We start from the raw sequence: 25,342 nt of genomic DNA on the forward strand, positions 1-25,342 counted from the left end.
CTCGGCTCACGCCCGTTTCCCCGCCCCCATCGGCGATAGACTGGCTTCGGGGTCGCCCCCCTGGGACGGGCGGGGGTTGGGGTGGTGACTCAAGAGCGCGGCTGTTCCCAGAGCCAGAATTCGATGCCCTGGTTGTCGACGCAGTCGGCGCTCAGGCCGTAGGGCTGCTGTTCGGTTTCACCGGTCTGGCCGCCCTGGGCGCGGACACGGTCGAGCGCGGCGGCGAGATCGTCGACGGCGTACATGATCTTCCAGCCCGCTTGGCGCCCCGGGCCGCCCCAGAGTCCGCCCTGCAGACCGAAACCTTCGACGCCCCAACCGCCTTCGACGCGCCCGGGCGAGAACTGCCAGCCGAGAACGGCGCCGTAGAACGCCTTCGCGCGTTCGTCGTCCGGGACCTGGAAGGTGAAGTAGCCCGCTTCGCCGTGCCGGACCGGCTTCGCGCCAGAAGAAGGACGCGGAGCGGCTTGCGATACCAGCCACCGCTGGCCGTACGGGTCCTTGATCGTCCCGGTCAGCCCATGGCCTTCGTCAGCGACGGGCCGCTCCAGCACGCCGCCCAGTTCCACCGCCCGCCGCGCGGACGCGTGGGTATCCGGGACTTCGATCCGGATCAGCGTGCCGCCCTCGGGTGCCACCACGTTGCCCAGTTCGGGGAATTCCTCCGCGAACATCAGCACGCTGTCCCCGATGGCCAGTTCCGCGTGCCCGACCCGGCCGTCCTCCATCACGATCGGTTCGGATCGCCGCCGCGCCCCGAACACCTCGACATAGAAGTCGAGCGCGGCGCGCGCGTCGGTGACCACGAGATAGGGCGTCAACGAACGTACTTCGGCTGCATTTGTCACATCGGCTCCGTTCAGGACGGCGCGACGCAGGTTGTCGCGCAATTCGGCGGCGAAGAGCGGGTCAGGATCGAGAGGCCGCGAAGGTGCGCGAAGCGCGTCGAAAGGATCAGTCATCGCGACCCTCCTTCTCCTGATAAGCACGCCGGAACGCGGCGCGGGCCCGCACGAGCAACGCCTCCGTGGCGTGCACCGTGCGCTCCAGATGGTCGGCGACCTCCGGTACCGGGAGGCCGTCGACGTAGCGAAGCGTCAACGCGGCTTGGTGATGCGCCCCGAGCGACGCGAGTACATCGCGCGCCAGAAGCGCGTCCAGCCGCTCGTCCCACGGATCGGTGTACTCCTCCTCGTGGACGAGTCGCAGCCCGCGTTCCTCGCGTTCCTTGCGCCGCCAGTGATCGGCGAGCTTGTGCCGGGCGACGCCGATCAGCCACCCGGTGCTCACCGCAGGCGCGTACTCCTTGCGACAGGACCTCACCGCGCCGAGGAACGTCTCCGACGTCAGTTCCTCGGCGAGGGTGGGATCGCCGCACCGGGACAGCAGGTACCCGTAGACCTCCGGCAACGCCGTCTCGTACAGCGACAGCAGCGCGAAGGCCGGGTCCCGGTGCACCCGTGGTTCCGTCACATCCCCATCGTCGCTCGGGGAGCCGGAACTCCGACGGGTGAAATCGAACTTTCTCAGCTCCGCGGATCCGGCGGCCGCAGGGCCACCGTGATCACGCCGACCGTCAGTACCGCCTGAATCCCGATGACCAGCGCGAACGCGCCCTTCAGTCCGCCGCGAAACTGCCCAGCTCCTTCTGAAGAGGGAGGCGGACCAGGCTCGCGAGGGAGTCTTTCCGCGGCGGGAACGCCGACGCTGAGAGCATGACCGCAGCAGTCTCCATCACCAAGATCTCCAGTTCTCGCTTGATCGTCTGTTACGCCGCGATCCTGGGCACGCTGCCGTACCTGACCCTCAAGGCCTCCTGGGTCACCGGCGGCAGCCTCGGCCTTCGCGATCCGTCCTTTGTGGACTCCGAAATGCTGCTCTTCGCGAATCTGCTCACCGCCGGGATGGACGTCGTCGCGGTGATCCTCGCGCTGGCGTTCACCTACTCCTGGGGCCGCCGGATCCCCGCGCCACTCGTGCTCTTCCCCATCTGGATCGGCACCGGACTGCTCGCCCCGATCGTGCTGAACCTCCCGGTGATCGTCGCCGACCTGATGAAACCCCAACTGGCCGAACTGCCGCTGGAGAATTGGGTCTGGACCGTGGTCTACGGCGGATTCGCCTGGCAGGGTGTCCTGTTGCTGACCGCGTTCGTGCTCTACGCGCGTGATCGCTGGTGGTTCGTCGTCACCGGCACCGTGCGGCCGGGCACGATCGGTGTGGCGGGCGGGCTCGGTATCACCGCCGCACTCGTTTCCGCGATCGGTCACTCGATCTGGGCGTTCGGCTCCGGCGGCATGTCGGCTCGCGGCCAGGATGTGGTGATCGCGGTGCTCAGTGTCCTCGCCGCGATCGCGCTGGCGACCGTGGCGCGAGGACGGTTCTGGCCGCGGCTGGTGCTGGTGTGGACCGGCGCCGGAGCGATGGCGGGCTCGGGGGCGTGGGGGCTGTTCAGCGCGTTCACCATGGGATCCGCCGGTCAGGTGCCGGTGCTGGCCGTCCAGGTGATCGGCGGGGTACTGCTGATGACCTCGGTCCTGCGGCGCCTACCGCACGCGGCGTAGCCGAGAAGCCGCTTTTCAACGGACGCGACCCGTCTTCGCCACGGGTAGCTTTCGTCCTGTGCTGCTGAAAGAACGGTTTCCGTGGAGCCCCTGGGTGGGCCGCGTGCTGCGCGTGGCGCTGCCGCTCGGGTTCGTCCTCGGTGCCACGAGCAGCGCCTCCCGCTGGCAGCCGGACGTGCCGCCGCTGACCACGTCCGGCGTGTTGTGGCTGGTCGCCACCGCGGTGCCGCTGCTGATCGTGCACCGCTTCCCGATGGCGGTCTTCCTGTTCACCTCCGCGCTGACGCTCGGCTACTACGCGTCGGACAACCCCGGCGGGCCGGTGATCGTGCTGCCGACGATCGCGTTGTTCGTGCTCACGAAGATCCGCGGGCCGATCGTCGCCGGTATCACCGGCGGATCCCTGCTCCTGGCCGCGGGGGTCGCGTTGTTCGTCCGGCACGGGTTCGCCGGTTTCGATCTGCGAGCCGGGCTGGGCCTGGTCTGGGTGATCGCGGTCGTCGGGATCGGGACGGCGGTGCGCAACGGGATGGCCGCCGCGCGAGCCCGACGCGAGCAGGCCGACGAGCATCGGCACCGGATGGCCGAGCAGGAGCGGCTCACCATCGCTCGCGAGGTGCACGACGTCGTCGCCCACAGTCTCGCGATGATCAACGTCCAGGCCGGGGTCGCCGCGCATGTCGCCGACCGCCGTCCTGAGCAGGCGAAAGAGGCGCTGCTGAACATCAAGGAGGCGAGCGCTTCCGCGTTGAAGGACCTCCGCGCGACGCTGGCCGTGCTGCGTTCGGGTGAGGACAAGGCCCCGGCGCCGAGCCTTTCCCAGGCCGACGAGCTTTTCGAGCACGCGCGGGCCGCCGGGCTGGAGGTCCGCGTCGAGGGCGAACCGGGTGAGCTGCCCGCGCCCGTCGACGGCGCCGCCTATCGAATCCTGCAGGAATCGCTGACCAACGTGGTCCGCCACGCGAACCAGGCACGCGGTGTCGACGTCAGGTTCGAGCGGAAAACCGGTGCGCTGACGTTGCTCGTCCGCGACGATGGCCGTGGCGCGGTCGAACCCGAACCCGGTCATGGCCTGCGCGGGATGTCCGAGCGGGCGGCCGCGCTGGGTGGCGCGCTCACGACGTCCCTTGTGGACGGCGGGTTCGAAGTCCGCGTGGCCTTGCCTATCGAGGGGGAACGATGACGATCCGGGTGGTCCTCACCGACGACCAGGTGCTGGTGCGCGCCGGTTTCCGGGTGCTGCTGGAGACCGAAGACGGTTTCGAGGTCTGTGCCGAGGCGGGCGACGGTGAGCAGGCCGTCGCGGCCGCGGTCGAACATCGGCCGGACATCGTCGTGATGGACGTCCGGATGCCCGGCGTCGACGGGCTCGAAGCGACGCGGCGGATCACCGCGAATCCGGAGCTGACCGGGGTGAAGGTCCTGGTCCTCACCACCTTCGACGTCGACGAGTACGTCTACGAGGCGTTGCGTGCCGGCGCGAGCGGGTTCCTGCTGAAGGACACCGAGCCGGTGGAACTGCTGCGGGCGCTGAAGGTGGTCGCCGCGGGTGAGGCGCTGCTCGCGCCGACCGTGACCCGGCGGCTGATCGCGGAGTTCGTCGACCGGCCGGAGAACCGCCGCATCGACGTGAGCGCCGTCCGCGAGGTCACCGACCGCGAACGCGAGGTGCTCGGCCTGGTCGCCGGCGGCATGTCGAACGACGAGATCGCCGCACATCTGGTGATCTCGACGGCCACCGCGCGGACGCACGTCAGCCGCATCATGACCAAGATCGGCGCCCGTGACCGGGCGCAGCTGGTGGTGCTGGCCTACGAATCCGGCCTGGTCAGCCCCCGCCGGGGGTGAGTGAGATTCCCCCAAAAAGCTGAGATTGCCGAAATTCGTCCCAGATCACGGGTCGTGATCGAGGGCCCCGGATCGCTGACCCTGCGTTAAATCACCGCCGATCGAGCCCCGCCGCGGACAAAGCCGCCAGGGTCGTGCATCTGCACGTGCATCGTCACGGTCGAGGGACTTTCGCTTCGACCAGGGAAAATGTCGCCCTCGGCGAAGTGGCCGCCGATTTCCGTTCGGGCGGCTCAACCGATATGCCCGTACGGGTAATCCGGATTTCCCGGTGTTTTCAACGGTGATCCGCGAAAACTGGCGGCGGTTTCGTTTACGGTCCGTGACTTTCTGCTTCGGCGAGCGTCGAAGCAGTTGTCACTTTCCGTCGTGAAAAGGCCGAATACGGGCGCCCTGTACGGGTGCCGCGTGCCTCGGGTTGCTTTCTTGCAATGCCGCTGAGCAGTACTCTTCGGAAGAACGGCCGCAGGGCACGTCACCTACAGGACGTGATTCTCACCCGGCCGGGCAGGGGCTTGATCGCTTTCCACTTCTCACTGGGAGTCACTATTGACGACAAATACTCCTGATCCCCTTCTGGTGATCACCGCGGGCGTCGTCGTTCTCGCCTACATCGTCTTCGCCGCGATTCTCACCCGGCTCTTGCTCGCCGGAAAGGTCGCTCAGCCGGCGAAGGTCATCGGGGCGGTCGCGGCTCTCGTGGCCGGCCTCCCGGCCATCCTCTACGCGTTCGCGGCGGTGATCGGCTGATGGGCGCGGACTTCCTCGCGGCGGCCACCGAACGCCAACGGCAGCGGCTGCTCGACCTCGGCAGGCACGTGGACCACGCGGCGGGTGCCACCCTGCTCAACCAAGGGGAGCCCTCGCCGCCCGTGCTGATCCTGCGCTTCGGTTTCGTGAAAGCGCTGCGTACGGCTCAGGGTGACACGGTGCCGGTGATCGTGGACCTGCTCGGCGCGGGTGACGTCCTCGGCGTCGAAGCCTGTCTTGCCTGCCGCTCGAGTCACCTTTCGTTCATCGCCACGAAGCCGGCGCGCGTGCTGGAGATCCCGCAGAACGCCTTCCACGCCTTCCTCGGCGAAGACAAGCAGGCGATGGCGTGGATCGCCGCCGACTCGGCCCTCCGGCTGCGGCGGCGGGACATCGCGCTGGGTTTCGCGACGGCCAAGGTGCGGAGCAGGCTGACCGCGTTCCTGGCCCGGTTGCAGGCGCTGTACGGAATTCCCCGCGCGGAAGGAGTCGTCATCGACGTGGGTCTGAATCACGCGGACATCGCGTCCGCGATCGGCGCTTCCCCCGCGTCGGTGAACGCCGAAATAACGAAACTGAAGAACGAGGGCTATCTGACCACGGGATACAAGACGATCCACGTGAAAAAGCGTTTGCGAGAGGACGGCCCGCCGCTTTCCCCGCTGCCCGCCCGGCCGCGGCGGCTTCCGCAGATGCGGCTGGGCAGGCGGGTGGCGATGGGGTGACCGGACGAGGTCAGCCGCGTTTCAGCTGAAGCGCGAGCCGTATCAAGAACACGACGGCCAGCGCGGCGACCAGGGCGATTTCCCAGGCCATGGCGGCTCCTCCTCGTCCGGCATCCGAACGCTCCGATGCTCTGCTCCTAAGGCGCGCCACCGGGGGAGGACGTTCACCGACACGGCCTAACTCACACTTTCGGACTAACGCCACGCCCACGGCCGATGCCAGGAACGGTCCGTTGCTTGCAAAATTTGCCAGGAACGGACCGTTCCTAGCACTTGAGGGGGTTACAGAGCGGTCCCGACCGCCGCCCACACCCGATGCGGGTCGAGGTCCATCGGCCGCGAGTCCGGATCCGGTCGCAGCCGCCGCAGCAGCACCTGCTGCACCAGCGTCGTCGGCCGGGTGGCCGCGGCCACCCGCCGCCAGAACAGGTGATCCTCCAGGCCCTCGAACAGCACCTCGGTGTTCCACCCGCCGAATTCGTCGATCAGCGATCGCCGTACCAGGTAGCCACTGCCCAGGTACGGCAGCGTCCGCAGGCGCCGTTCCTCCGGCGGCAGCGCGCCGATCAGGCCGTCGACCGGGTCCGCGACCGGGCAGTGCACGACGTCCGCGCCTTCCGAAGCGGCCAGCAGGCGCTCCAGCAGGAACTCCGAAGCACGCATTCCGCCGTCGAGCACCAACAGCCATGACGCCGTCGAACGCTCCAGCAGGGAGTTCCGGGTGAGTCCGCGGCCGAGCGGGGTGTCGTGCAGCAGGACGTCGTACGGGCGCGGACGCGGCCACGGGTGCACGCCGTCCTCGCCGACGAGCACCTTCCGCGGCACCGCGCTGCCGGTGAGCAGGTCGTTCGCGAGTTCGTCCGGATCGGCTTCACCGGTCCGGCGCACGATCAGCACGTCGACGTCGGCGGTGCCCGTCAAGGAAGCCGCCGCGGGCTCCCAGCCTCGCGTGGCGACCCGTCGCGCACCTGCCGCGCGCTGTGCGATCCGCGCCGACAACGCCGTCCCGCGAGCCGAGGCGGGGCCGCCGGTGGACCGGTCGCCCGCGAACCGAGCGTCGAACGACGGGGTGTCGACGGCCAGGGCGTTCTCCGGGTTCCGCAGGCTCTTCGCCCGCGCGCGAGCGGGGGCGATGTCCGCGGCCGGTGTCGAGCCCAGCGAAGCCGCCAGGTCGATCAGCCGACGCGCGGACGCCGGCATGTCCAGCGACTTCACGAAACCGTAGGCGGCCGAACGCAGGTGCCGTTCGCGTTCGGGCTCGTCGGCGAGCGCGGCGGCGACCGAGCCGAGCGCTTCCGGCCGCGCGAGGACCAGATGCTCGCCGGGGACCAGCGGTTCGACGTCGGCCGAGGTCTCGCTGACCACCACGCAGCCGTTGGTCATGGCTTCGAGCGTGCGCACCCATTCCAGGGTCTGCTTCTGCTCGCGATGCAGGTTCAACAGGAACCGCGACCGGGCGAGGTGCTCGAACTTCGCCTTGCCCGGCAGGAAGTCGACGCGGGCACCGGTCATCGGCTCGTGCGGCGGGGTCAGCAGCCGCGTCCGCAGTCCCGCGAGGTCCCGCGCGTACGAGCCGAGCAGCACCGAACGCCGCCGCTCGGCCGTGCCGAGGTAGGTGACGTCGAGGTCGCGCGGGCTGTCGAGGTCTCCGCCCCACAGATCCCACAGCGGGCTGTAGCCGAGCTGGAAATGCTCGACGGCGATCCCGCGCCGGCGTAGTTCGGCGGTCGAATCGGTGTTGATGTCGACGGCGCCGCCCAGGATCGACAGCAGTTCGGCGTTGCGCTCGAAGGTCGCCGTCCCGGGATGCTCCACGCAGAACCCGATGGTGCGGCGGCACTGCGCGGCGGTCGGGAAGTCGGCGTCCGGGACGGTCACGAAGTACTCGTGGGGGACGACGACGTACACCGTGTCGTTCCCCGCCTCGGGGTACTTGCCGATCGCGGTCGTGGCCTCGCCGCCCGCGGTGCGCACGGCGTCGGCGACCACCTCCAGCAGTTCCTCCATGAAGGCGGAACCGCCCTCGGCGGAGACGAAGCAGAGTTCGGTCACGATCGGTCCATCTTCTTCCGCACGACCCGCAGCGGCGCGGTGACCCGCCAGCTGACGGTGCGGCGCGTGGCGTCGAGTTCCCTGGCCATCTCGGCGGCGAGACGTTCGGCGTTGAGCAGCCGCTGCCGGTCGGCCGACGGCTCGCCACCGGGCAGGACGTCCGCGTCGACGACGCCCGCCGACACCACGAGTTCGGCGTCGAGCAGCGCGAGCCGCAGCTTGTCCCGCTCCTCGCGGCAGGTCTTCAGCTCCGCGCGCAGCGAGTCACGCTGCTGGTGGGCGAGCAGGACCTCGGCCTCCAGCGCCTGCGAACGCGTCTTCGCGACGTCGAGTTCTTCCTGCTGTGCGGCCAGCCTCTGGTTCATCTCGGCGGACTCGCCTTCGTCCGGCACGGCGGCGGTGGCCTCGCGCAGCTCGTGCTCGGTGGCGGCCAGCTTCGCCTTCAGCCGGTCCTGCTCGGCGGTGAAAACCTGCCGCTCGGCCCGGAGCCGGGTCAGCTCGGCCTGGACACGGCCGGGAATGTCGGTGTCAGACATGAACGCCCCCACTCAGTTCGGTCAGGATTTCGGAGTACTCGCGCGCGTAGCCTGCCGGATCGAGCCACGGCAGCAGTTTCTCGTGCGCGGCCTTCGCCATCTCACGGCGGCGCGTGGCCGACGTGCCCAGCGCGCGCAGCAGTGCCGCCGTCAGCGCGTCGACGTCGTTGGTCTCGAACAGCCAGCCGGTCTCGCCGTCGACGATCATCTCCCGCGCGCCGAATACGTCGGTCGCCGCGACCGGGACACCACAGCAGACGGCTTCGAGGATCGACCTGGGCAGTGACTCGATATCGGAGCTGTTCACGAAGATGTCCGCGGCCTGGAGCCAGCGCAGCGGATCCGGCTGGATCGGCACGAGGCTGACCGATTTCTCCAGCCCGGCGCGCTCGACCGACTCCTCCATCGCCAGCCCGTACGGCGACGGGTGCAGGCCGACGATCGACAGCTTCGCCTCGGGGTGGACCTTGTGAATCCGCTCCATCGCCGAGATCAGCGGCGCCTGCCCCTTGCGGGATTCCGCGATGCCGATGTTGACCAGCACGATGTCGTCGGGCGCGTAGCCGAGCATGTTGCGCGCCTGGCGCCGCGTCTCCGACCGCGTCCGGCCGCCGAACTTGTGCATCGGCGTGCCGTAGCGGACGGTCCGGCACCGCTCCGGCTTGCTGTACGGGAGGAACATCTCGCGCGTGGCGTCCGCGACGAACAGCAGCCGGTCGACCTCGGCGAGAGTGCTTTCCCAGCGCCGCCACACCGCGGCGGGCGGCTTCACCGGACCCCAGTTCTGGTAAGCGAACGCGGGCAGCGAGAAGCTTTCGTGGATGACCCACGCCGTCGGCATCCCGGCGCGTTTCGCCGCGTCCGCGCCGACGAAGCCGCCGAGAGTGTTGACGAGCGCGACGCCCGCTCCGGAGCACTTCGCGAAGCGCGCCAGCTCGGCGACGTGCCCTTCGTAGGCGGGCACCGTCTGATTCCGGTAGTGCGTCGTGACGTGCACGGGGATGCCGAGTTCGTGGCAGTCCGCGCGCAGCGGGCCGTCGGTTTCACTGACCAGGCTGACCTGCCAGCCGTGATCGGTCACCATCCGGGTCAGCAGTTCCTGCAGCCACAGCTGTCCGCCGCCGACGCCGAGGCTGTGCGTGAAGACCAGCACATGCTTCGGATCGGTCGGGATGTTCACGCGCGCCATCGCGCGGGCGGTGTCCCCGGCCAGTTCGTCGGCGAGTTCGGCGTCGTCCAAGTCCGCGACGGGGTTGCGGAGCGTGAAAGTGCGCTTCGCAGACACGACCTCGCCGACGCCTTCGGTGCGGTACCGGACGCGAAGCGACAGCGTCCGCTCTTCACCGTACGGGAGATCGACAGGCACCCAGGCCTCGAAACCGCTCACCGCGGCGTCGTCGAATCCGGGGAATTCCTTGGGAACGTCCTTGCGCGGCAGGCGGGTGCGCGCGCTGACCGTGCCGCCACCCTCGACCATGACCTCGATCAGGCTCGGCGCGCGACCCTGTAGCAACGCCCACCCCGTCACGTAGACGACGTGACCTTCGCTGACCTTACCCTGCTTCGGCGCTTCGAGTTCGCCCAACCACAGCGGTTCTTCGCCCGGCAACGTTCCGACGTGGACGGTCGCCTGGTTCAGCACGCGCTCGTCCGGGCCGGTGACGACGATGTCCTGGGTGCCCGCCGGAACCCAGGACGCCGGGACCGCGCGCCAGCCGAAGGTGCCTTCGGGCGCGCCCGGGCACGGCTCGGGGAACAGGTTCGCCTCGACGTCCGCAATGGTCACGGACATCTCGCCGATCCGGCTGATCCCGGTCGTCCAGCCCCGGAGCTCGAACATGTGCCCGACCGGCCGGGCCGGGGTCAGGATGCCGGCGGTATGCAGGCTCGTCATCGCTTCGCTACCTCGTCTTCGTTCGCCGCCACACCGGCGCCGACCTTGGGTGAACGGTACTCGGGGCATCCGCGGCCCGGCGCGCATTCGGCGATCCCGCTGCCAGGGCGGGCATCACAGGTCCACTCGCTCGTCGCCGGTTGGCGCCCTGCCATCGGGATGGCGAGGCCTTCGGCCGGTGGCGCGCGTTGTGGTCGGCTTGGGAGCCGCGGGCCTCCGTTGGAGGCGCGTTCGCCAAATCCCGTCGATCGCCGCGCGTACTTCGTCCGTGCCGTGCGCCGTGCCGCACGAGCCGATCGTCGAGAAGGCGACCTCACGCGCCATCGCACTGTCCACAAAGGAGGGATCGAGCCCGATCAGCACACCGAGCCAGCCCGCCAGGTCGCGCATCGACCCGCCCTCCGCCGCCGCGGACCAGCCCGTGTCGGCGAGTTTGTCGGCCAGTACGAGCACTCCGCGTTCGATCACCTCGGCGACGCCGGCGTGCGCGTTCCGCCATTCGAGGTCGATCGGGCGCAGCGTCGCGCCGTCGACGAGGACGTTGTGCGGCACCAGATCCCACAGCGCCTCGACCCCGCGCGCGGCCTCCGCGCGGACGAGATCCCGCCATCCGGCGAGCAGCTCCGCGACCCGTTCCGGCTCGTCGAGCAGGACTTCGACCATCGTCGGGGCGTCGTACACCTTGTCCGCGCACGGTCCGACCGAGATCCCGGCCACCGGCGGCGACGGAACCAGCGGTGTGCGGCGGACCTCGGCGCCCTCCCCGGTGCGCACGACGTCGGCGCGCGTGCAGGCGAACGCGGCGCGCTCGGCGGTGTTGAAGTAGGTCGCGAGCCGGTACGGGGGCCAGAGCGCGGCGGCACCGGGACCGCAGAGCAGGGCGAGTCCGTTGGCGGGGCCGCCGGCGATGGCCGCGGACAGCCGGGGCAGCTCGGTGTCGATCCGCGTGCCGCGCACCGCGCGGGCGACTTCGTGACCGGGGGAGCAGAGCAGCTCACGCTGGACTTCGAGGCCTGCCGCCGCCAGCGTCTTGGCGACGCCACGCGAAGCCGTCAGCACCACGACGGCGCCCATCGGCGACAGCCGTTCGCGAACCGAGTCCAGCAGGCTTCGCGTCGCGTACGGCTGCTGGACGACGACGAGGTCGTAGCCTTCGGCGGGCGGCCCGTCGTGCACCGTCACGGTGGCGAGGTCACGGGTGCGGAACCGCACCGCGGCGGCGCGGACCGGGTCGGCCTCGACGGCGTGCACCGTCTCCGAGACCTCGCCCAGATACCGCGTCAGACCACCGAAACCGGCCCCGACCTCCAGCACCCTCGCCGCCTTCGGCACCACGAGCGCCCGGAGGACGTTCGCGGCACCGTGGTCGAGCGGAACACGCTCGGCGGCGTCCCGGCCGGCGAAATGCAGCTCGTCGGACAGCGAACCGGTGTCCTCGGCCAGGGAAAGCAGGGTCGTGAGCAGCCGTGCCGTCTCGGCGGTCATTACTCAGCTGGTGACGGCGTAGTTTTCCAGCGTCTTCTTCACCGCACGCTGGTACGTGCCGCTCAACGCCTTCTCGCCTTCTTCCCCGCCGAGCGGGTTCTGCAGGATGTCGACCCGGACGATGTTGTTGCCGCTGATCCAGGTGCCGCGGTAGGAGCCGTTGTCGCCGTCGATCTTCTTCTGGAAGTTCAGCTTCGGCGGCATCCCCGGCAGCGGCTCGGTGATCTGCACGAACCCGTTGCCCGTCTGGTACTGGCGCAGCTGCTTGACCAGGTCACCGGCGGCACCGGGGCTGGTCAGCGGGATGACCGTGATCGAGATCTTCGCCGGCTGCGGCCCGGTTTCGTCCGGCTGCTTCTGCGAGCCCCGGTACGCGACCTGCTTGACGCCGGCGGCGATGACCAGATCCGCCTCGGCCTTCTCCATGCCGGTGATCTCGGCGAGCTGCGCCACGGGGATCGCGCCGCTCTTCGAGTCCTCCTCGCCGGATTGCTCCGGGATCTTCTCGAACAGCAGCTCTTCGGGCGTCTTCGGCTTGCTCGACGACGGCGGGGCGGGTTGCTGCTGGGACGGCTGCGGCGCGGCCGTCGGGTCCGGCGGGGTGTCACCGCCACCGGAGAAGGCGAAGTAGCCGCCGACACCCAGACCGGCGAGGACCAGGAGGGCGACGATCGCGATGACGGCGATCTTTCCGCCCTTGCCCTTGGGCTTGTCTTCGAACAGCTCCGGACCCTGCTTGACCCACTCCGTGCTGCCGACCGGCGAGATCGGCGGGAAGTCCGAACCACCCCACGGCGGGCTGGCGTCGCTGTCGGTCCAGCCCTGCTGCTGCGGCTGTTGCTGCTGGTAACCGTGTTGCTGTTGCTGCTGCGGGAAGCCGCCCGCGGGCGAGGCGTGACCCTGCTGGGGGAAGCCACCGGCCGGGGACCCCTGGCCCTGCTGCGGGAAGCCACCCGGCGGCGACGCCACCGGCGGCACCACCTGGGTGCGGTTCGGATCGGTCTGCTGGTGCTGCCAGTTCGGGACGACCTGGGTGCGTTCGCCCTCGCCGCCGTTCTGCTGCGGCGGGTTCACCGGCGCGATGATCTGCGTCGAGTCGGCGCTGGGCTGAGCGGTCTGCTGCGGCGGCGCCTGCTGCTGCGGCGGAGCGGGCGGCGGCGGCTGCTGCTGGAACGGCTGCTGCGGCTGTTGGCCGGGCTGCTGGACCTGCTGCTGCGCGGGGTCGCCGTACGCGACCGCCGAGGACAGCACCTGGTCACGGCGGAGCCGGTAATCGTCGGCGGAGAGCCGCCCAGATGCGAGCTCTTCGTCCAGATTGCGCAGCTCTTCCTGCCAGGACACCACCGGCCCCCTTATCCGATTCCCGCCGGGAGGAACGCTCCCGGCCGTCGCGATACCACCATTGCGGTGACCTCGCACATTCTGCACTGCCCGGCCCGGCCGCGCCCCCGCGGGTCGAATCGTGATCTCCCCGCGACCTGCGCTTCTCAGCCCACCGGGAGAACGGTGTCCAACGAGGTCAGCGTCTGCTCCAGACGGGTGTCGAGCGCCCGCGGGTCGCCACCGAGCGGCTGCGAGACCCAGGTCGTCACGGCCATCGTCCCGGAGACGTAACCGATGCCGCTGAGCTGACCGTTCTGGTTCGCGCCCACGAGGGCGAGCCGATCGCCGACACGCTGCTCTCGCAGCCCCGCGTCGATCGAGTTCTCCCGGAAGTACTTCACGATGGCGGCCGCGTCCTTCGCGTCGTTCGCCGGGATCACCAGGACGAGGTAACTGTTCGTACCCTCGCTCGAACCCTTGTAGGTGACGGAAGCGACGTTCTTCGAAGCGAGGTAGTCACCCGCGGCCTTCGAGTAAAGGCTGAGCTCGACGCCCTTCGCGACCGACATCGTCGAGTTGTCCTTCGACGGTGTCCCCGGCAGTGCGGGGAGCCGGTCCTCCAACGGCGTCTGGGTGCTGTCGGGCTGACCCGACGGAGCGAGGCCGTCCGGCGGCTGGGCGACGCTCGGCGTGGGCGGCTGCTCGGCGACGTTCGAGGACCGGGACGAGCCCAGCCACAGTGTGCCGCCGATGATCAGCGCCAGCACCACCAGCACGCCGGCGCCGATGAACAGCCAGGTCGGTTTGCGTTTGCCGACCACCGCGTAGTCCTCGGTCGGCGCTTGACGCCGCGCGCCGGGCTCGGGCGCCAGTGGGGGAAGCGGCCGGTGCGGCTCGCGGGCCGGCTGCGGGTTCCTGGGAGGCGGCGGGGTGGCACGCAGGTAGACCGTCGGATTGATGTCGGCGGGCGAGGGCGCGGTGGTCTTGTGGTCCGCGATCCGCGGGATGCCTGCCTTCTTCTCTTCGCGCGGCTTGGGCTTCTCGGTTTCGAAGGGCTGGGTGCGCTGCTCCGGCGGTGGTGGCGCGTAAACCTGCTGAGGCTGTCGGTACGGCTCGGGCTGCTGGACCGTGGCGGTGGGCAGTTCGCCCGGCCGCGCGGCGGGATTGGCGCTGTGCCACGTCCCGCCCGGGCGCCGCAACGGCGAGGGAACCGGTGACGGCATCGTCCCGCCGGAGGCCTCCGCCAGGAGTTCGTCGCGCTTCCGGCGGTGTTCGGCGTGCCCGATGCGTCCCGCGGCCAGCTCGACGTCCAGCAGTCGAAGCTCGTCTTGCCAGCTCATTCAGCCCCCTGCCGCCGGGTGTGGGCAGCCAGTGTTGCATGCACCCTTATGGGTGGTTGATGTGGTCTTTCTTCATTCTTGCGGCCACTCATGGCCTGGTCCAGCTCTGATCTTGTGCGCCCCTCGTCCCTCTTTCGGCTGGTCAGGCGCGGATGGCCGGTCCCGCCGGTACGGTGATTGATGTGGGAAGTATCGGATGACGGAAATCGACGCCTGTCGCGGCGTGCTGCGCGAGCTGGCCATCGGCAGGCTCGCCGGCCGTGACGTCCGTACGTCCCACCTGGTCGAGGCCGGTCTGGACGCGATCGTCGCCGGACTCGACACGCCGTCCCTCGCCTTGCTCGCCGGGCTGGAGTGCTCCGCCGAAGCCGCCGTCGACGAAGCGTTCGGCCAGGTCGTCGACGAATTGGGACTCGAACTGCCCGCCGATCCGACGGCCGCCCGCTGGTCACTGATCCACGGCTGGCTGACCGCGATGGTCGACGGCCGCCTTTCGCCCGCGGCCGGCGGCGCGCTGATCAGCGAGGTCGGCGAGCTGCTCGGGTCCCCGCCGTCGCTGCGGGGGATCACGCGCTGGTCGGCGATGCTCGAGAACTGGATCCCCACCGACCTCACCCCGAGGGACGTCTGCGAGGTGCCGATCCTCGAGGAATCGGCCGAGCTGCTCGAAGGTCCTTGGCCTCCTTCTCCACGTCACCCGTAAAGCCCCGGTTTCTGTCGTACATGTGTTCTAAAATGGGCGTTGTACAGCAGGAACAGCGGCGAAAGGCGGACACGGATGGCCTACATCACCCTGCCCACGTTCGTGGGGTACAGCACGAGCTCGGGTCCTTCGCGTTCCTCGTTCGTCCGGCGCTGGCGCCGTCAGTACGAGGACCCGGCCCGGGGCGGGTTCAACTTCTACCTCCGCGCCGCGAACGCGATCCGTGCCGGACGGATCTCCGGGCGGGATCGCGAGGTACTGCGGGCGCTGGTCGAGAACGCGGACGAGCGCACGCGGCCGCATTACACCGAGATCGCCAACGGCTGGCTGCGCTACGTCGGGCGGCGTGACCTGCGGCTGGCCGAGGTCGGCCGGTCACGATGGCGGCTCGGGTCGCTCGAGGTGGGCATCAACCCGCATCTCGGCCTGCGCAAGGGCGATGGCCCCGTCTACGTCACCTGGCTCTACTTCAAGGAGGAGCCGTTGAGCCGGGACGCGGCGCAGATGGTGCTGTGGCTGCTCGAACAGACCATGGACGAGCTGCGCCCAGGCGGGCGGCCGCTCGTGGTCGACGTCCGGCGATCGAAGGAGTTCGCGCTGTCGCCGCGCGATCGCGACAAGGTGCGGCCGTGGGTACGGAGTGAGGCCTCGGCCTTCATGAGCCTTTGGGAGGCGGCCGCGTGAGCGAACGACGGCGGGCCCGCCTTCCGCGGGCCCGCCGTTCACGTACCGTCATTCTCACGGTTCCGGCGGCGGCGCAAGACACCTGATCAGGTGACAGTTTCGCGGAGTATGCCCACCCGCTGGACAACTCGGGCCCCGAACACGAAGCTTTCCCAGTCTTAATCGGCCGAACCACCGAGGGTCGCTCGTGAACAACGCTTGGGAAGCCATCTCCAGGGTCGCAGATGAGCCCGCCTGGTACTGGGTCTACGACAAGCTCGCGTTCTGGCCGAGCACCTACGCGCATGCCTGGCCCGGTTTCCGTGAACCCGCTCCGTCCGTCGCGTGGGATCTCGCGCCCGGCGGACTCGACCGCTCGTCGGCCGAATTCCGGCTGGGCCCGTACGCCGTCGAGCAGAACGACGTCGCCCGTGTCGCCCTCGCGGCGCTGAAAGACTGCGTCGCCGAGGACGAGTGGGTATGGGTGCTGCACTGGCAGCACCAGTCGTACCGCTTCTACCCGCACCGGCACGCCGCGCTCGACCCGTGGCCGGTCCCGGTGTTCCCGCGGATGGACTACCACCTCTTCCTGGCGCACGACTTCCGCTTCGGCACGCTCGGGCACCCGTGGGAACGGACGTTGTGCGCTTACGGTGAAAAGTTCGTGCCCGCCTTCGAAAAGCACGGCGAACGCGTCTTCAAGAACGTGCTCCGGCGCGACGGGACACCGGCCGCGATGGCGGGCTGACCACCGTCCGGCGGGCGGACCTGCCTAAACTCAGGCGGGTGTTCGAATACCACGGGTGGGTGACCATCCAAGCGAGCCCTTCCGGTGATGACGACGCGGCGCTGATCGAGCGCATCGTCGATCGGGTGCACCGCGCCGTCCGCGACTTCGGCGACGCCGATCTGCTCGACCTGCGCTGGGCCGCCGGGGTGCCGGTGCTGCACCTGGGCGGTATGGACAAACACGGCACGGCGATCGCGCCCGAGCTGGTGGAGCTGTTCACCCGCGTCGGCGACCTCGCCCCCGGCTCCTACGGTCTCCTGCACGTCTGGGACGACCAGGATCCCGAGCACGACAACGAATTCAAGGTGTACCGGATGGCCCGCGGCCTGGTCACCGAACGCGGCGACGAGCACCTGTCCCCGGTCGCGCCGACCGTGCTGGACGGCTACGAGATCTGAATCGCGATCCTTCTTGAGTAGCCGTACTCAAGACATCGAGGTGCCATCGGCGCGACCTTGGTACGCATGACGAAAACCTCCGCAGCGCCTCCCACCACCGTCGCGTTCTTCGTCCAGGCCGCCCTCTCGTTCGGCCTGGCGCTGCTCGCGGTCGTCGTCGGCATCTGGTACCTGCCGGTCGACGGCTGGGTCCGCGGCTTCCTCGCACTCGGCATGCTGTTCTTGACGACTTCGGCGTTCACCCTCGCCAAGTGCGTCCGTGACCGGCAGGACGAGAACACCGTCGTCAGCAGAGTCGACCAGGCCCGCGTCGACAAGCTCCTCGCCGAGCACGACCCCTTCAAAACGCCCGCGCTCTAGCCGGTCCCGGCCGCGCGGCTAAATTCTCGACCATGCTTTTGACCAGGGGGATTCGCCGGGTACAGGTGAACACGTGGGTCCTGTTCGCGGTAGCCGTCGGGTGGCTGGCGGTCAACCTCCGGTGGGTCGTGCTCTACCGCGATGGCCAGGTGTTCGACATCGATGAGGCCGGCTACTTCGTCCTGGCCTTGAACAACCACGGCGCCGCGCTCCGTGACGGTCTCACCGGCTGGGTCCAGGCCGTCGAGGCGCCGGGGATCCAGGCACCATTGTTGCCCGCCCTGACTTCGCTGCACTTCTTCGCGACCGGGACGGGCACGGTCGCCGCGTTCCTCGTCCCACTGGTGGCAGGCGTGGCGCTCATCCTGCTCACGCACGCCGTGGCCAACCGGGTGGCGGGCCGCCCCTTCGCCTGGATCGCCACGGCGTTGATCGCCACCGCCCCTGGGGTGATCTACGAGGCTCGCGCCTATCACTTCGCGCTCCCCGCGGCCGTCATGACGATGGCCGCGGTCTATTTCCTGGTCCGCTCCGAGGGGCTGTCGAAGCCGAAGTTCGCCGTGCTCTTCGGCGTCTTCGTCGGATTGATGCCGCTGTCGCGGACGATGGCGATCGCGTTCGTGCCAGGGCTGGTGCTGGCCGCGCTGATCCAGACCGTGACCTCCGACGACCGGCGGAAGCGGCTGAAGTGGATCGCCGTCGCGGCGGTCGTGGGTGCCGGCGTCGCGGCGATCTGGCTGCTGCCCAACGGCGTCCGGGTCTTCGAATACCTCACGGGTTTCGGCTATGGGAAGCAGTCGGTGGAGTTCGGCTCGGAAGCGGGCGTGGTCAACCCTGGCGCCTGGGTCGAGCGGCTCCGGCAGCTGATCTTCGACCACGGGCTGCCGCACGCGCTGTTGTTGTGCGTGGGGCTGGTCGCGGCGATCTTCGTGGTGGTTTCGAACATCCGGACCGGTCCGGTGAAGGAAACCCTCCGCTCGATGGTGGCGTCGCCGCTGTTCCCGTCGGCCTTGCTCGTCGCGGCCGGCGGGTTGGTGGTGCTGACGTCGAGGAACATGGGGACGGCCTTTTTCCTTCCGTTGATCCCGTCGATGGCGATCCTGGCGCTGTGGGGGCTCTACCGCGCGCATCGCTCGCTGCGGCAGGCCTTGCCGTTCGTGGTCGCGGCGGTCGGTCTGCTGGCCGCGGTGCCGATGGTGGATCTGCGGCTGCCGACCGCTCATGCCTGGCAGGTCGATCTGCCGGTACTGGGTTCGTCGAAGATCACCGACGGACGCGGGTCCCCGCAGGTGTACGTCGATCCAAATGGCCAGATCACCGAGCCGATCAGTGTGGAGACCGTGCGGGAGTGGCGGGCCGCTTCGGAGTGGGCCGCCGATCAGGTGAAGCAGCACAACGCGTTGGGCGGTGCGACCGCGTTCGGTTTCCGTGACCGGCTCTTCAACATCAACACCGTGCAGCTGGAGATGTTGCGGAGGTTCGGCTACGGGGTGGCGTTGCCGCAAGTCAGTCCGACGGAAAACGGGAACACCGAGCCGGATTACCGGGCTTGGCTGACTTCGTACCGGAACACCAACAGCGGTGACGCGACCAAGACGTGCCTGTTGTTGACCGCGACGGGGACGATCAACGAGTTCGAGCCGGCGGTGGATCCGTCCGGCATGGTGTCCGCCGCGACCGCGGCGGGCTTCACGCCGGTCACGACGCATCCCTTACCGAACGGTCGGCTGGTGACCTTGTGGAAGCGCCCGCAGCCCACCTGCGTGCCTTCCTGAGCCCGAGGGCGCACTGGTTTTCACCGGTGCGCGTAGGCCCCACTTATGCACAAAGCCGAATTACTACGGTCGTGTGACTCCGCTCACCGAACCTGTAGCACTTAGTAACCGCCAAGACCGCCCGGCAAGGGCGAAAGAAAGGCCGAAGAAGTTCGACGTACCCCATACCCGCCAGAGAAGGCGAGGTGAACGAATCGTGGGGGGCCGGAGGGCTCGGCCCCCGGGAGTTATGGCGAGCAGGCCCTGGTCCAGGCATTCCCTGGACACACCACGCTCACATGCGAGCGGATGACGGGATTCGAACCCGCGACCCTCACCTTGGCAAGGTGATGCGCTACCAGCTGCGCTACATCCGCATGTCACTCAACGCTTCAACACTCGTTTGAAGCAGTGTGGACACACCATACACCGACCGTCAGTAGCGGTTTGACCCACCCCTGGGGGTACTTGGGTGTCACACCTGGCGTACAAGGGGTGACGACGGCTGCATACCTCCGTATGGTGTCCCCATTCGACCGAATGGTGAGTCCTTCGGGGAGGAGGTGCCTGGCCGGATGACCGAGCAGGGCACGGTGCCGCTTCAGGCGGCCTCGGGATCCGACGAGCAGGCATTGCTCCAGCGTCTCCGTGATGGGGAGGACGCCGCCTTCGGGGAGCTTTTCGAACTTCATGCCGCCGCGGTGCGGCGGCTGGCCCGCAGTCTGGCCTCCGATCGGTCGGAGGCGGAGGACATCACGGCCGAGACCTTCTTCCGGGTGCTTCAGGCGTTGCGCCGGGGTGCCGGGCCGCGGGATTACGTGCGGGCCTATCTGCTGACGGTGGCCCGCCGGGTTTCGTGGGAGTGGCACGGCGCGCGCCGTGACGTGCCGGTGAGCGACGACGAGCTGAGTTTCCGGGCCGGGGCGGGGGCGGACACGAACGCCCGTACGGCCGAGCATTCGCTGATCACGACCGCTTTCACGAGTTTGCCCGAGCGGTGGCGTTCGGTGCTGTGGCAGACCGAGGTCGAAGGCGAGCAGCCCGCGATGGTCGCGCCGCATTTCGGCTTGAGCGCGAACGCGACGGCGGCGTTGGCCAGGCGGGCACGGCAAGGGTTGCGGGCGGCGTACCTGCAGGCGCATCTGTCGGTGAGCCGCGGGCCGGATTCGTGCCGGTCGGTGGTGGAGAAGCTGGGCGGGTTCACCGCGGGCAGCGTCACCGGGGCCGAGGCCCGCCGGATCAAGACCCACTTGATCGCGTGCCAGTCCTGCCGGGCGACGCACGACGAGCTGCGTGACGTCTGTTCGTCGCTGCGGGCGCACGCCGGGGTGGTGGCCCTGCTGGTGCCGGCGGCCGCGGGGGCCCACGCGAGCGGGGCGTTGTCCGGGCTGGCCGCGTCGGTCAAGGGGCTGCTGCTCGGGTCGAAGGTGAAGGTCGGCCTGGCGGTGGCGTCGACGGCCGCCGCGGGCGCGGTGGGGATCGTCGCCGGTCCGGCCGTGTTCGGCACGGACGTGACGCACACCCTGGGTCTGCCCGGAGGTGGCTTGCCCGAGCTGGCGTTGCTGCCCGCACAGGTCGCGCCGCCCGCGCAGGGTGAGCCGGTGGAGCTTCCGCCGCAGCGCATCGCCGAGGACCAGATGCACGGCAAGGGCGCCCAGCCGGTCAAGACCGGGTTGAGCCCGCACGGCCAGAACGCCGAACTCGGTGTGGCCGACCTGCCGAGCCTGCCCGGGGTGGGCACGTCGCGGAAGGAGCTCAGCGGCGGTGAAGTCGTTCGGCCTCCGGCCGGGCAGACGCCGCCGCAGGAGGAGACCGTGCCGCGGAACGAGGTGCCGGAAACCGGCTCGAACCAGACCACTTCGAAGCGGGACGACGTCCCGCCGGGTGAATCGCTCAATCCCCCCGAGGAGTCGCTGAGCCCACCCACGACGACGCCGCGGGACTTGACCGAGCCGCCGGAGCCATCGGAGCCGAACACGCCGGAGTCGACGACCGACCCGGACGGGTCCTCTTCGCCGACGACCGGCACACCCGAGGGCGCGACCGAGCCGCCGTCGGAAGACGAGCCGGACCCGGTGAAGCCGACTTCCCACTATCCGGAACCGGGCATCGACCACCGGACCTGCCCATAACGCCCGAGCGGGGATATCGCCTTCGAACTCTCGCGAATCCGGCCGCCGTCACGGTACGGTGGAGTTCGCTCACGACGAGCGAGCGGCCGCGCGGGAGGCGACTGAATGAACCGGCTGGTGCACGGCGAGGACGGCCGTGACTGGGTGGTCCGAGCCCAGATGGAATGGCGTGCTCCCGCGACAGCGGACGATTTCGAGCACGATGTGGCCGGCAGTTACGGCCCGGGTATCGCGATGGTCGTCGTGACGGCGCTGCTCGCGATCGTGCTCATCATGTGGACGCCCGCCGACGTGAGAATCCCGTCCTGGGTGCCGCTGGCGCTCTTGCTGATCGCGTTGTTCTTCCCGCTGCGGTGGATCCTGCGCCGCCCGTGGACCGTGGTCGCCGAGACCGAGGGCGATCTGGCGGGCGACAGGCCGTCCGAGCGCTGGGTGGGCACCATCCGCGGCATGTTCACCGTGCGCGGCGAGGTTTCGAAGATCAGCAAGACGATCCAGAAGCACTCGCTACCGGATTTCGACGGCCCGCTGCACCCGGTGGAGTAGTCGCGGCGGCCTGAACGCGCGAGACTGGGGCCATGCCCGAGTTACCCGAGGTCGAAGCGCTCGCTCACCACCTGCGTGAACACGCGGTGGGCAAGACGGTCTTCCGTGTCGACGTGTCGTCCCTCAGTGTGCTGAAGACGGCGACACCGCCGTGGACGGAGCTGCACGGCCGGGAGGTCACCGGGGCCGGCCGCTTCGGCAAGCATCTGGATCTCGTCGCCGGTGATCTCCATCTGGTCGTCCACTTGGCGAGAGCGGGCTGGCTGCGCTGGTCCGACGCGTTGTCGCCGACGCCGCTCAAACCCGGCAAGGGGCCGATCTCGCTGCGCGTCCACCTCGACGCGGCCGACGGGCCGGGTTTCGATCTCACCGAGGCCGGGACGAAGAAGGGGCTGGCGGTCTGGATCGTGCGTGACCCGGAAAAGGAGGTCGCCAGTATCGCGCGGCTCGGGCCGGACGCGCTTTCGCTGGACCGCACGGGGCTCGAGAAGTTGTTCGCCGGGCGTACCGAACGGCTGAAGACGGCGCTGACCGATCAGTCGCTGATCGCCGGGATCGGCAACGCCTACTCCGACGAGATCATGCACATGGCGAGGCTTTCGCCTTACGCGACAACCGGAAAGCTGTCCGAAGGAGCGCTCGACGGGCTCTCGGAGGCCATTCGCGAAGTGCTGACCAGTGCGGTGACGCGTTCGGTCGGCCAGTCCGCGGCCCGGCTCAAGGGGGAGAAGCGGTCCGGGCTGCGAGTGCACGCTCGGACCGGGCTGCCGTGTCCGGTCTGCGGCGACACGATCCGCGAGATCTCGTTCGCGGACAAGTCGTTCCAGTACTGCCCCACCTGTCAGACCGGCGGGAAGCCCCTCGCGGACCGGCGGATGTCGCGACTGCTCAAGTAGTCAGCAGAGGGCGGCCATCACCGCGAGTATGGGCGGCTTCGGCACCCGCTGCCCGCCGTGCGGTTCGGCGGCGAGGTCGTACACGTTGAGCGCCAGCACGATCTGTTTCGAGCCGTCCGCGGTGCTCATCGAGACGCTGTGGAACCCCGGCCCGGCACCGGTGTTGCCCCAAACCGTCTTCGTGCCCCCGTCGCACGGCAGGTTGAGTGTCTCGACACCGGCCCCGTACGAGCCGAACTCGCTGTACGGCACGAGCCGCTTGAGTTCGGCCTGTTGCGCGGGTGCCAGCAATCGTCCTGCCGGCAACGCGCGGTGGAACGTCGCGAGGTCGTCGACGGTCGAGACCATCGCGCCCGCGGTCCAGTCGTACGAAGGGCTGAACACGGTCATGTCCTCACCGCGCATGTCGTACCCGTGCAGATGCGGACCGCGCAGGAACGGTGACCGCAGCGGGAAATACGTCTGTCCGAGCCCGAGCGGATCGAGGATCCGCCGTTGGATCTCCTCGCGGACGTCGTTGCGGGTGACCTTCTCGATCACCTTGCCCAGCAACAGATATCCGGTGTTCGAGTACTTCACGTCCGCGCCCGGCGCGAACAGGGGCCGATCGACGAGCGAGCGCCGGATCACCTCCGACGGCGTGATGATGTGCGCGCGGTTCCCCTGTACGAGGTACGGGTCGAAGAAGTGCGGATCGGGCGGATCGTGCACGCCGCTGGTGTGGTTCAGCAGCATGCGCAAGGTGAGCTTTTCGGGTTCTTAGCCCGGTCCGCGTACGACACCGGGCAGTCGTCGCTCCACCGGATCGTCGAGTGAGAGCGCGCCTTCGCCCGCCAGTTGCAGCACCACCGTGGCGACGAAAGACTTGGTGTTGCTGGCGATCCGGAACCGGTGGTGCGGCTTCGCGGCTTCGCCCGTGACCGGGTTCGCGTACCCGGCGCCGAAACGCGAGACCGCCTCACCGTTCCGGATCTGGGCGACCGCGCCCGGGAATCCCCCTTCGCCGACCAGGTCGCCGACGGCCGCGCGCACCGGATCCCCGGCCGCGGCCGCCGTCCCGCTCGCCAGCAGGACCCCCGCCAGCACCCCCGCCGCGACCTTCCCCCATCCGCGCATGGTGTTCCTCCCCGGAAGCGATTGCCTGCGGACAGTCTTTCCCGCGCGACGGGGAGTGACCATGGGGACCGCGCCCGGGTCTTGGGTAGGGTCGGCCCCACCCTCGGTTGTCACAACTCAACGGAAAGTGGGGAGCAGACCTTGCACCCGGTTGGTCGAGCGCAGAGCATGGACGCCGTGTCCGGGCTCGAGATCGCGCAGATCATCCCTTGGGGGGTGGCGCTGCTGCTCGCGATCCTCGTCATCGTCCTGCTGATCAAGCTGCGGCGTCCCGCGAGCATCGTGGAGAACGCGGTACTGCAGGCCGTCCACCGGATGTCGAAGGCGACACCGGACCTCCGTGAGGGGCTCGACGAGCAGGTCGCCGACAAGATCACCAGCCAGCTGCTGGAGATGCTCGACTGTGTCGCCGTCGGCATCACCGACAGCGAAGGCACGCTGCTGTCCTGGGACGGCGAGGCCAACGACCATTACGTCGACCTCGTCGATGCCATCGGCAACGCGATCCGCAAGCACCGCCGCGAGGTCGTCGCGCACGACAAGATGCCGTGCAACCACCGCGGCACCTGCCGGATGCGGACCGCGGTGATCGTGCCGCTGATCGTCGAGGGCGAGACCGAGGCCGCGCTGCTGGTCGTCGGGCGCACCCGCGGGCGGCTGGTGCAGATGGCCGACGCGGTCGCGCAATTCGTCTGCACCCAGTTCGAGCTGGCCCGCCTGGACGAATCGAAGAACCAGCTCCAGCAGGCGGAGATCAAGGCACTGCGCGCGCAGATCTCGCCGCACTTCGTCTACAACGCGCTCAACACCATCTCGTCGCTGATCCGGACGGACCCGGAGGAAGCGCGAGAGCTGCTTCAGGACTTCGCGGACTTCACGCGCTACTCGTTCCGGACGTCGGGGATGTTCACTTCGCTCGCCGAGGAGCTGCGGAACATCGACCGGTACCTGACCATCGAGAACGCCCGGTTCGGCGGACGGCTCGAAGTGCGGATGAAGATCGCGCCCGAGGTGCTTTCGGTGGTCGTCCCGTTCCTGATCATCCAGCCACTGGTGGAAAACGCCGTCAAACACGGCCTCGCGTCGAAGCCGTCCGGCGGATGCGTGACGGTGATCGCCGAGGACTACGGCGCCGAGGCGCTGATCAGTGTCGAGGACGACGGCATCGGCATGGAGCCCGCCAAGCTCGCGGATCTCCGCAGCCAGCACCGCACGGGCGCGCACGTCGGCCTCGGCAACATCAACCAGCGGATGCAGCAGGTGTTCGGCCGCGATTACGCGCTCATGGTCGAGACGGCGCCCGGCGCCGGCATGAAGGTGACCCTGCGGGTGCCGAAGTTCATGCCCGGTGTGCGGCCGAATCTGCCGGACTTCTCCGTCGACAGCGCCACCGTCCCGCCCCAGGGCGGCCCGAACGAGTCCAGCGGGGTGAGCGGTTCGCGCAGCGGCGTGCTGCCGTCGTGAACG

At 69.1% G+C, this 25,342-nt stretch carries 23 protein-coding genes, 1 tRNA gene and 1 pseudogene; 15 read left to right on the top strand and 10 right to left on the bottom strand.

All coding sequences use genetic code 11. The annotated features are described in order from the left end of the window. Positions 1-89 precede the first annotated feature (89 nt). Together ACZ6DT_RS03805 and ACZ6DT_RS03810 are read right to left on the bottom strand one after the other, a co-directional pair. The gene (locus ACZ6DT_RS03805; RefSeq protein WP_465588123.1) at positions 90-962 is read right to left on the bottom strand and encodes a VOC family protein; all 873 of its coding nucleotides are present in this window, start codon (positions 960-962) and stop codon (positions 90-92) included. After that, complete coding sequence (locus ACZ6DT_RS03810; RefSeq protein ID WP_465588126.1) at positions 955-1,473, bottom strand: RNA polymerase sigma factor; 519 nt, start codon at positions 1,471-1,473, stop codon at positions 955-957. The genes ACZ6DT_RS03805 and ACZ6DT_RS03810 overlap by 8 nt, the downstream gene beginning before the upstream one ends. A gap of 242 nt (positions 1,474-1,715) precedes the next feature. On the opposite strand from ACZ6DT_RS03810, the gene ACZ6DT_RS03815 reads away from it, so the two are divergent. The 5 genes from ACZ6DT_RS03815 (at position 1,716) to ACZ6DT_RS03835 (ending at position 5,887) form a co-directional block, all read left to right on the top strand. Next, positions 1,716-2,564, top strand: coding sequence for a hypothetical protein (locus tag ACZ6DT_RS03815; protein ID WP_465588129.1), 849 nt, complete (start codon positions 1,716-1,718; stop codon positions 2,562-2,564). 58 nt (positions 2,565-2,622) lie between these two features. Continuing rightward, complete coding sequence (locus ACZ6DT_RS03820) at positions 2,623-3,747, top strand: sensor histidine kinase (RefSeq protein ID WP_465588132.1); 1,125 nt, start codon at positions 2,623-2,625, stop codon at positions 3,745-3,747. Beyond that, complete coding sequence (locus tag ACZ6DT_RS03825; protein WP_465588135.1) at positions 3,744-4,412, top strand: response regulator; 669 nt, start codon at positions 3,744-3,746, stop codon at positions 4,410-4,412. The genes ACZ6DT_RS03820 and ACZ6DT_RS03825 overlap by 4 nt, the downstream gene beginning before the upstream one ends. A 579-nt stretch (positions 4,413-4,991) precedes the next feature. Beyond that, positions 4,992-5,162: a hypothetical protein gene (locus ACZ6DT_RS03830; protein WP_465588138.1), complete on the top strand. Its 171-nt coding sequence runs from the start codon at positions 4,992-4,994 to the stop codon at positions 5,160-5,162. Next, entirely contained in the window at positions 5,162-5,887 is a 726-nt protein-coding gene (locus tag ACZ6DT_RS03835; protein WP_465588140.1) for a Crp/Fnr family transcriptional regulator, read from the top strand. The genes ACZ6DT_RS03830 and ACZ6DT_RS03835 overlap by 1 nt, the downstream gene beginning before the upstream one ends. Positions 5,888-6,169: 282 nt before the next feature. Here the strand turns inward: ACZ6DT_RS03835 and ACZ6DT_RS03840 are convergent, their stop codons facing one another. The 6 genes from ACZ6DT_RS03840 to ACZ6DT_RS03865 form a co-directional block, all read right to left on the bottom strand. Next, the gene (locus ACZ6DT_RS03840; RefSeq protein WP_465588143.1) at positions 6,170-7,939 is read right to left on the bottom strand and encodes a glycosyltransferase family protein; all 1,770 of its coding nucleotides are present in this window, start codon (positions 7,937-7,939) and stop codon (positions 6,170-6,172) included. After that, positions 7,936-8,475 (bottom strand): hypothetical protein, encoded by a 540-nt coding sequence (locus ACZ6DT_RS03845; RefSeq protein ID WP_465588146.1) that lies wholly within the window; start codon positions 8,473-8,475, stop codon positions 7,936-7,938. Before ACZ6DT_RS03845 ends, ACZ6DT_RS03840 begins: the two co-directional genes overlap by 4 nt. Next, positions 8,468-10,369, bottom strand: a complete 1,902-nt coding sequence (locus tag ACZ6DT_RS03850; RefSeq protein WP_465588148.1) for a glycosyltransferase family 4 protein — start codon at positions 10,367-10,369, stop codon at positions 8,468-8,470. The genes ACZ6DT_RS03845 and ACZ6DT_RS03850 overlap by 8 nt, the downstream gene beginning before the upstream one ends. Before the next feature lie 114 nt (positions 10,370-10,483). Next, positions 10,484-11,854 (bottom strand): methyltransferase, encoded by a 1,371-nt coding sequence (locus ACZ6DT_RS03855; RefSeq protein WP_465588151.1) that lies wholly within the window; start codon positions 11,852-11,854, stop codon positions 10,484-10,486. Between the two features lie 3 nt (positions 11,855-11,857). Then, positions 11,858-13,198 carry a flagellar basal body-associated FliL family protein gene (locus ACZ6DT_RS03860; protein ID WP_465588154.1) on the bottom strand — a complete coding sequence of 447 codons (1,341 nt, stop codon included), beginning with the start codon at positions 13,196-13,198 and terminating at the stop codon, positions 11,858-11,860. A gap of 143 nt (positions 13,199-13,341) precedes the next feature. Further along, positions 13,342-14,517 (bottom strand): hypothetical protein, encoded by a 1,176-nt coding sequence (locus tag ACZ6DT_RS03865; RefSeq protein ID WP_465588157.1) that lies wholly within the window; start codon positions 14,515-14,517, stop codon positions 13,342-13,344. 196 nt (positions 14,518-14,713) lie between these two features. Here ACZ6DT_RS03865 and ACZ6DT_RS03870 point away from each other — a divergent pair, with 196 nt between their 5' ends. From ACZ6DT_RS03870 to ACZ6DT_RS03895, 6 genes are all read left to right on the top strand, one after another. Next, positions 14,714-15,220, top strand: a complete 507-nt coding sequence (locus tag ACZ6DT_RS03870; RefSeq protein ID WP_465588160.1) for a hypothetical protein — start codon at positions 14,714-14,716, stop codon at positions 15,218-15,220. Positions 15,221-15,295: 75 nt separating this feature from the next. Beyond that, positions 15,296-15,904, top strand: a complete 609-nt coding sequence (locus tag ACZ6DT_RS03875; protein WP_007030508.1) for a hypothetical protein — start codon at positions 15,296-15,298, stop codon at positions 15,902-15,904. Positions 15,905-16,091: 187 nt separating this feature from the next. Beyond that, the gene (locus tag ACZ6DT_RS03880; RefSeq protein WP_465588162.1) at positions 16,092-16,631 is read left to right on the top strand and encodes a DUF2716 domain-containing protein; all 540 of its coding nucleotides are present in this window, start codon (positions 16,092-16,094) and stop codon (positions 16,629-16,631) included. Positions 16,632-16,669: 38 nt separating this feature from the next. Next, positions 16,670-17,071 carry an immunity 7 family protein gene (locus ACZ6DT_RS03885; RefSeq protein WP_465588165.1) on the top strand — a complete coding sequence of 134 codons (402 nt, stop codon included), beginning with the start codon at positions 16,670-16,672 and terminating at the stop codon, positions 17,069-17,071. A 66-nt stretch (positions 17,072-17,137) separates the two neighbouring features. Next, positions 17,138-17,431 carry a YiaA/YiaB family inner membrane protein gene (locus ACZ6DT_RS03890; RefSeq protein ID WP_465588167.1) on the top strand — a complete coding sequence of 98 codons (294 nt, stop codon included), beginning with the start codon at positions 17,138-17,140 and terminating at the stop codon, positions 17,429-17,431. A 32-nt stretch (positions 17,432-17,463) separates the two neighbouring features. Beyond that, a complete protein-coding gene (locus tag ACZ6DT_RS03895) occupies positions 17,464-19,206 on the top strand; it encodes an ArnT family glycosyltransferase (protein ID WP_465588170.1) in 1,743 nt (580 codons plus the stop codon). 283 nt (positions 19,207-19,489) lie between these two features. On the opposite strand, the gene ACZ6DT_RS03900 is transcribed toward ACZ6DT_RS03895, so the two are convergent. Further along, positions 19,490-19,562, bottom strand: a tRNA-Gly gene (locus ACZ6DT_RS03900). Positions 19,563-19,760: 198 nt separating this feature from the next. Here ACZ6DT_RS03900 and ACZ6DT_RS03905 point away from each other — a divergent pair. The 3 genes from ACZ6DT_RS03905 (at position 19,761) to ACZ6DT_RS03915 (ending at position 22,759) form a co-directional block, all read left to right on the top strand. Then, the gene (locus ACZ6DT_RS03905; RefSeq protein WP_465588173.1) at positions 19,761-21,317 is read left to right on the top strand and encodes a sigma-70 family RNA polymerase sigma factor; all 1,557 of its coding nucleotides are present in this window, start codon (positions 19,761-19,763) and stop codon (positions 21,315-21,317) included. 105 nt (positions 21,318-21,422) lie between these two features. Beyond that, entirely contained in the window at positions 21,423-21,863 is a 441-nt protein-coding gene (locus ACZ6DT_RS03910) for a DUF983 domain-containing protein (protein WP_465588176.1), read from the top strand. Between the two features lie 32 nt (positions 21,864-21,895). Then, a complete protein-coding gene (locus ACZ6DT_RS03915) occupies positions 21,896-22,759 on the top strand; it encodes an Fpg/Nei family DNA glycosylase (RefSeq protein ID WP_465588179.1) in 864 nt (287 codons plus the stop codon). Here the strand turns inward: ACZ6DT_RS03915 and ACZ6DT_RS03920 are convergent. After that, positions 22,760-23,938, bottom strand: a pseudogene (locus ACZ6DT_RS03920) (serine hydrolase domain-containing protein). A gap of 105 nt (positions 23,939-24,043) precedes the next feature. Between ACZ6DT_RS03920 and ACZ6DT_RS03925 the strand changes: the two are divergent. After that, positions 24,044-25,339, top strand: a complete 1,296-nt coding sequence (locus ACZ6DT_RS03925; RefSeq protein ID WP_465588182.1) for a histidine kinase — start codon at positions 24,044-24,046, stop codon at positions 25,337-25,339. Positions 25,340-25,342 lie beyond the last annotated feature (3 nt).

The sequence above is a fragment of the Amycolatopsis sp. NPDC041971 genome (assembly GCF_055588925.1).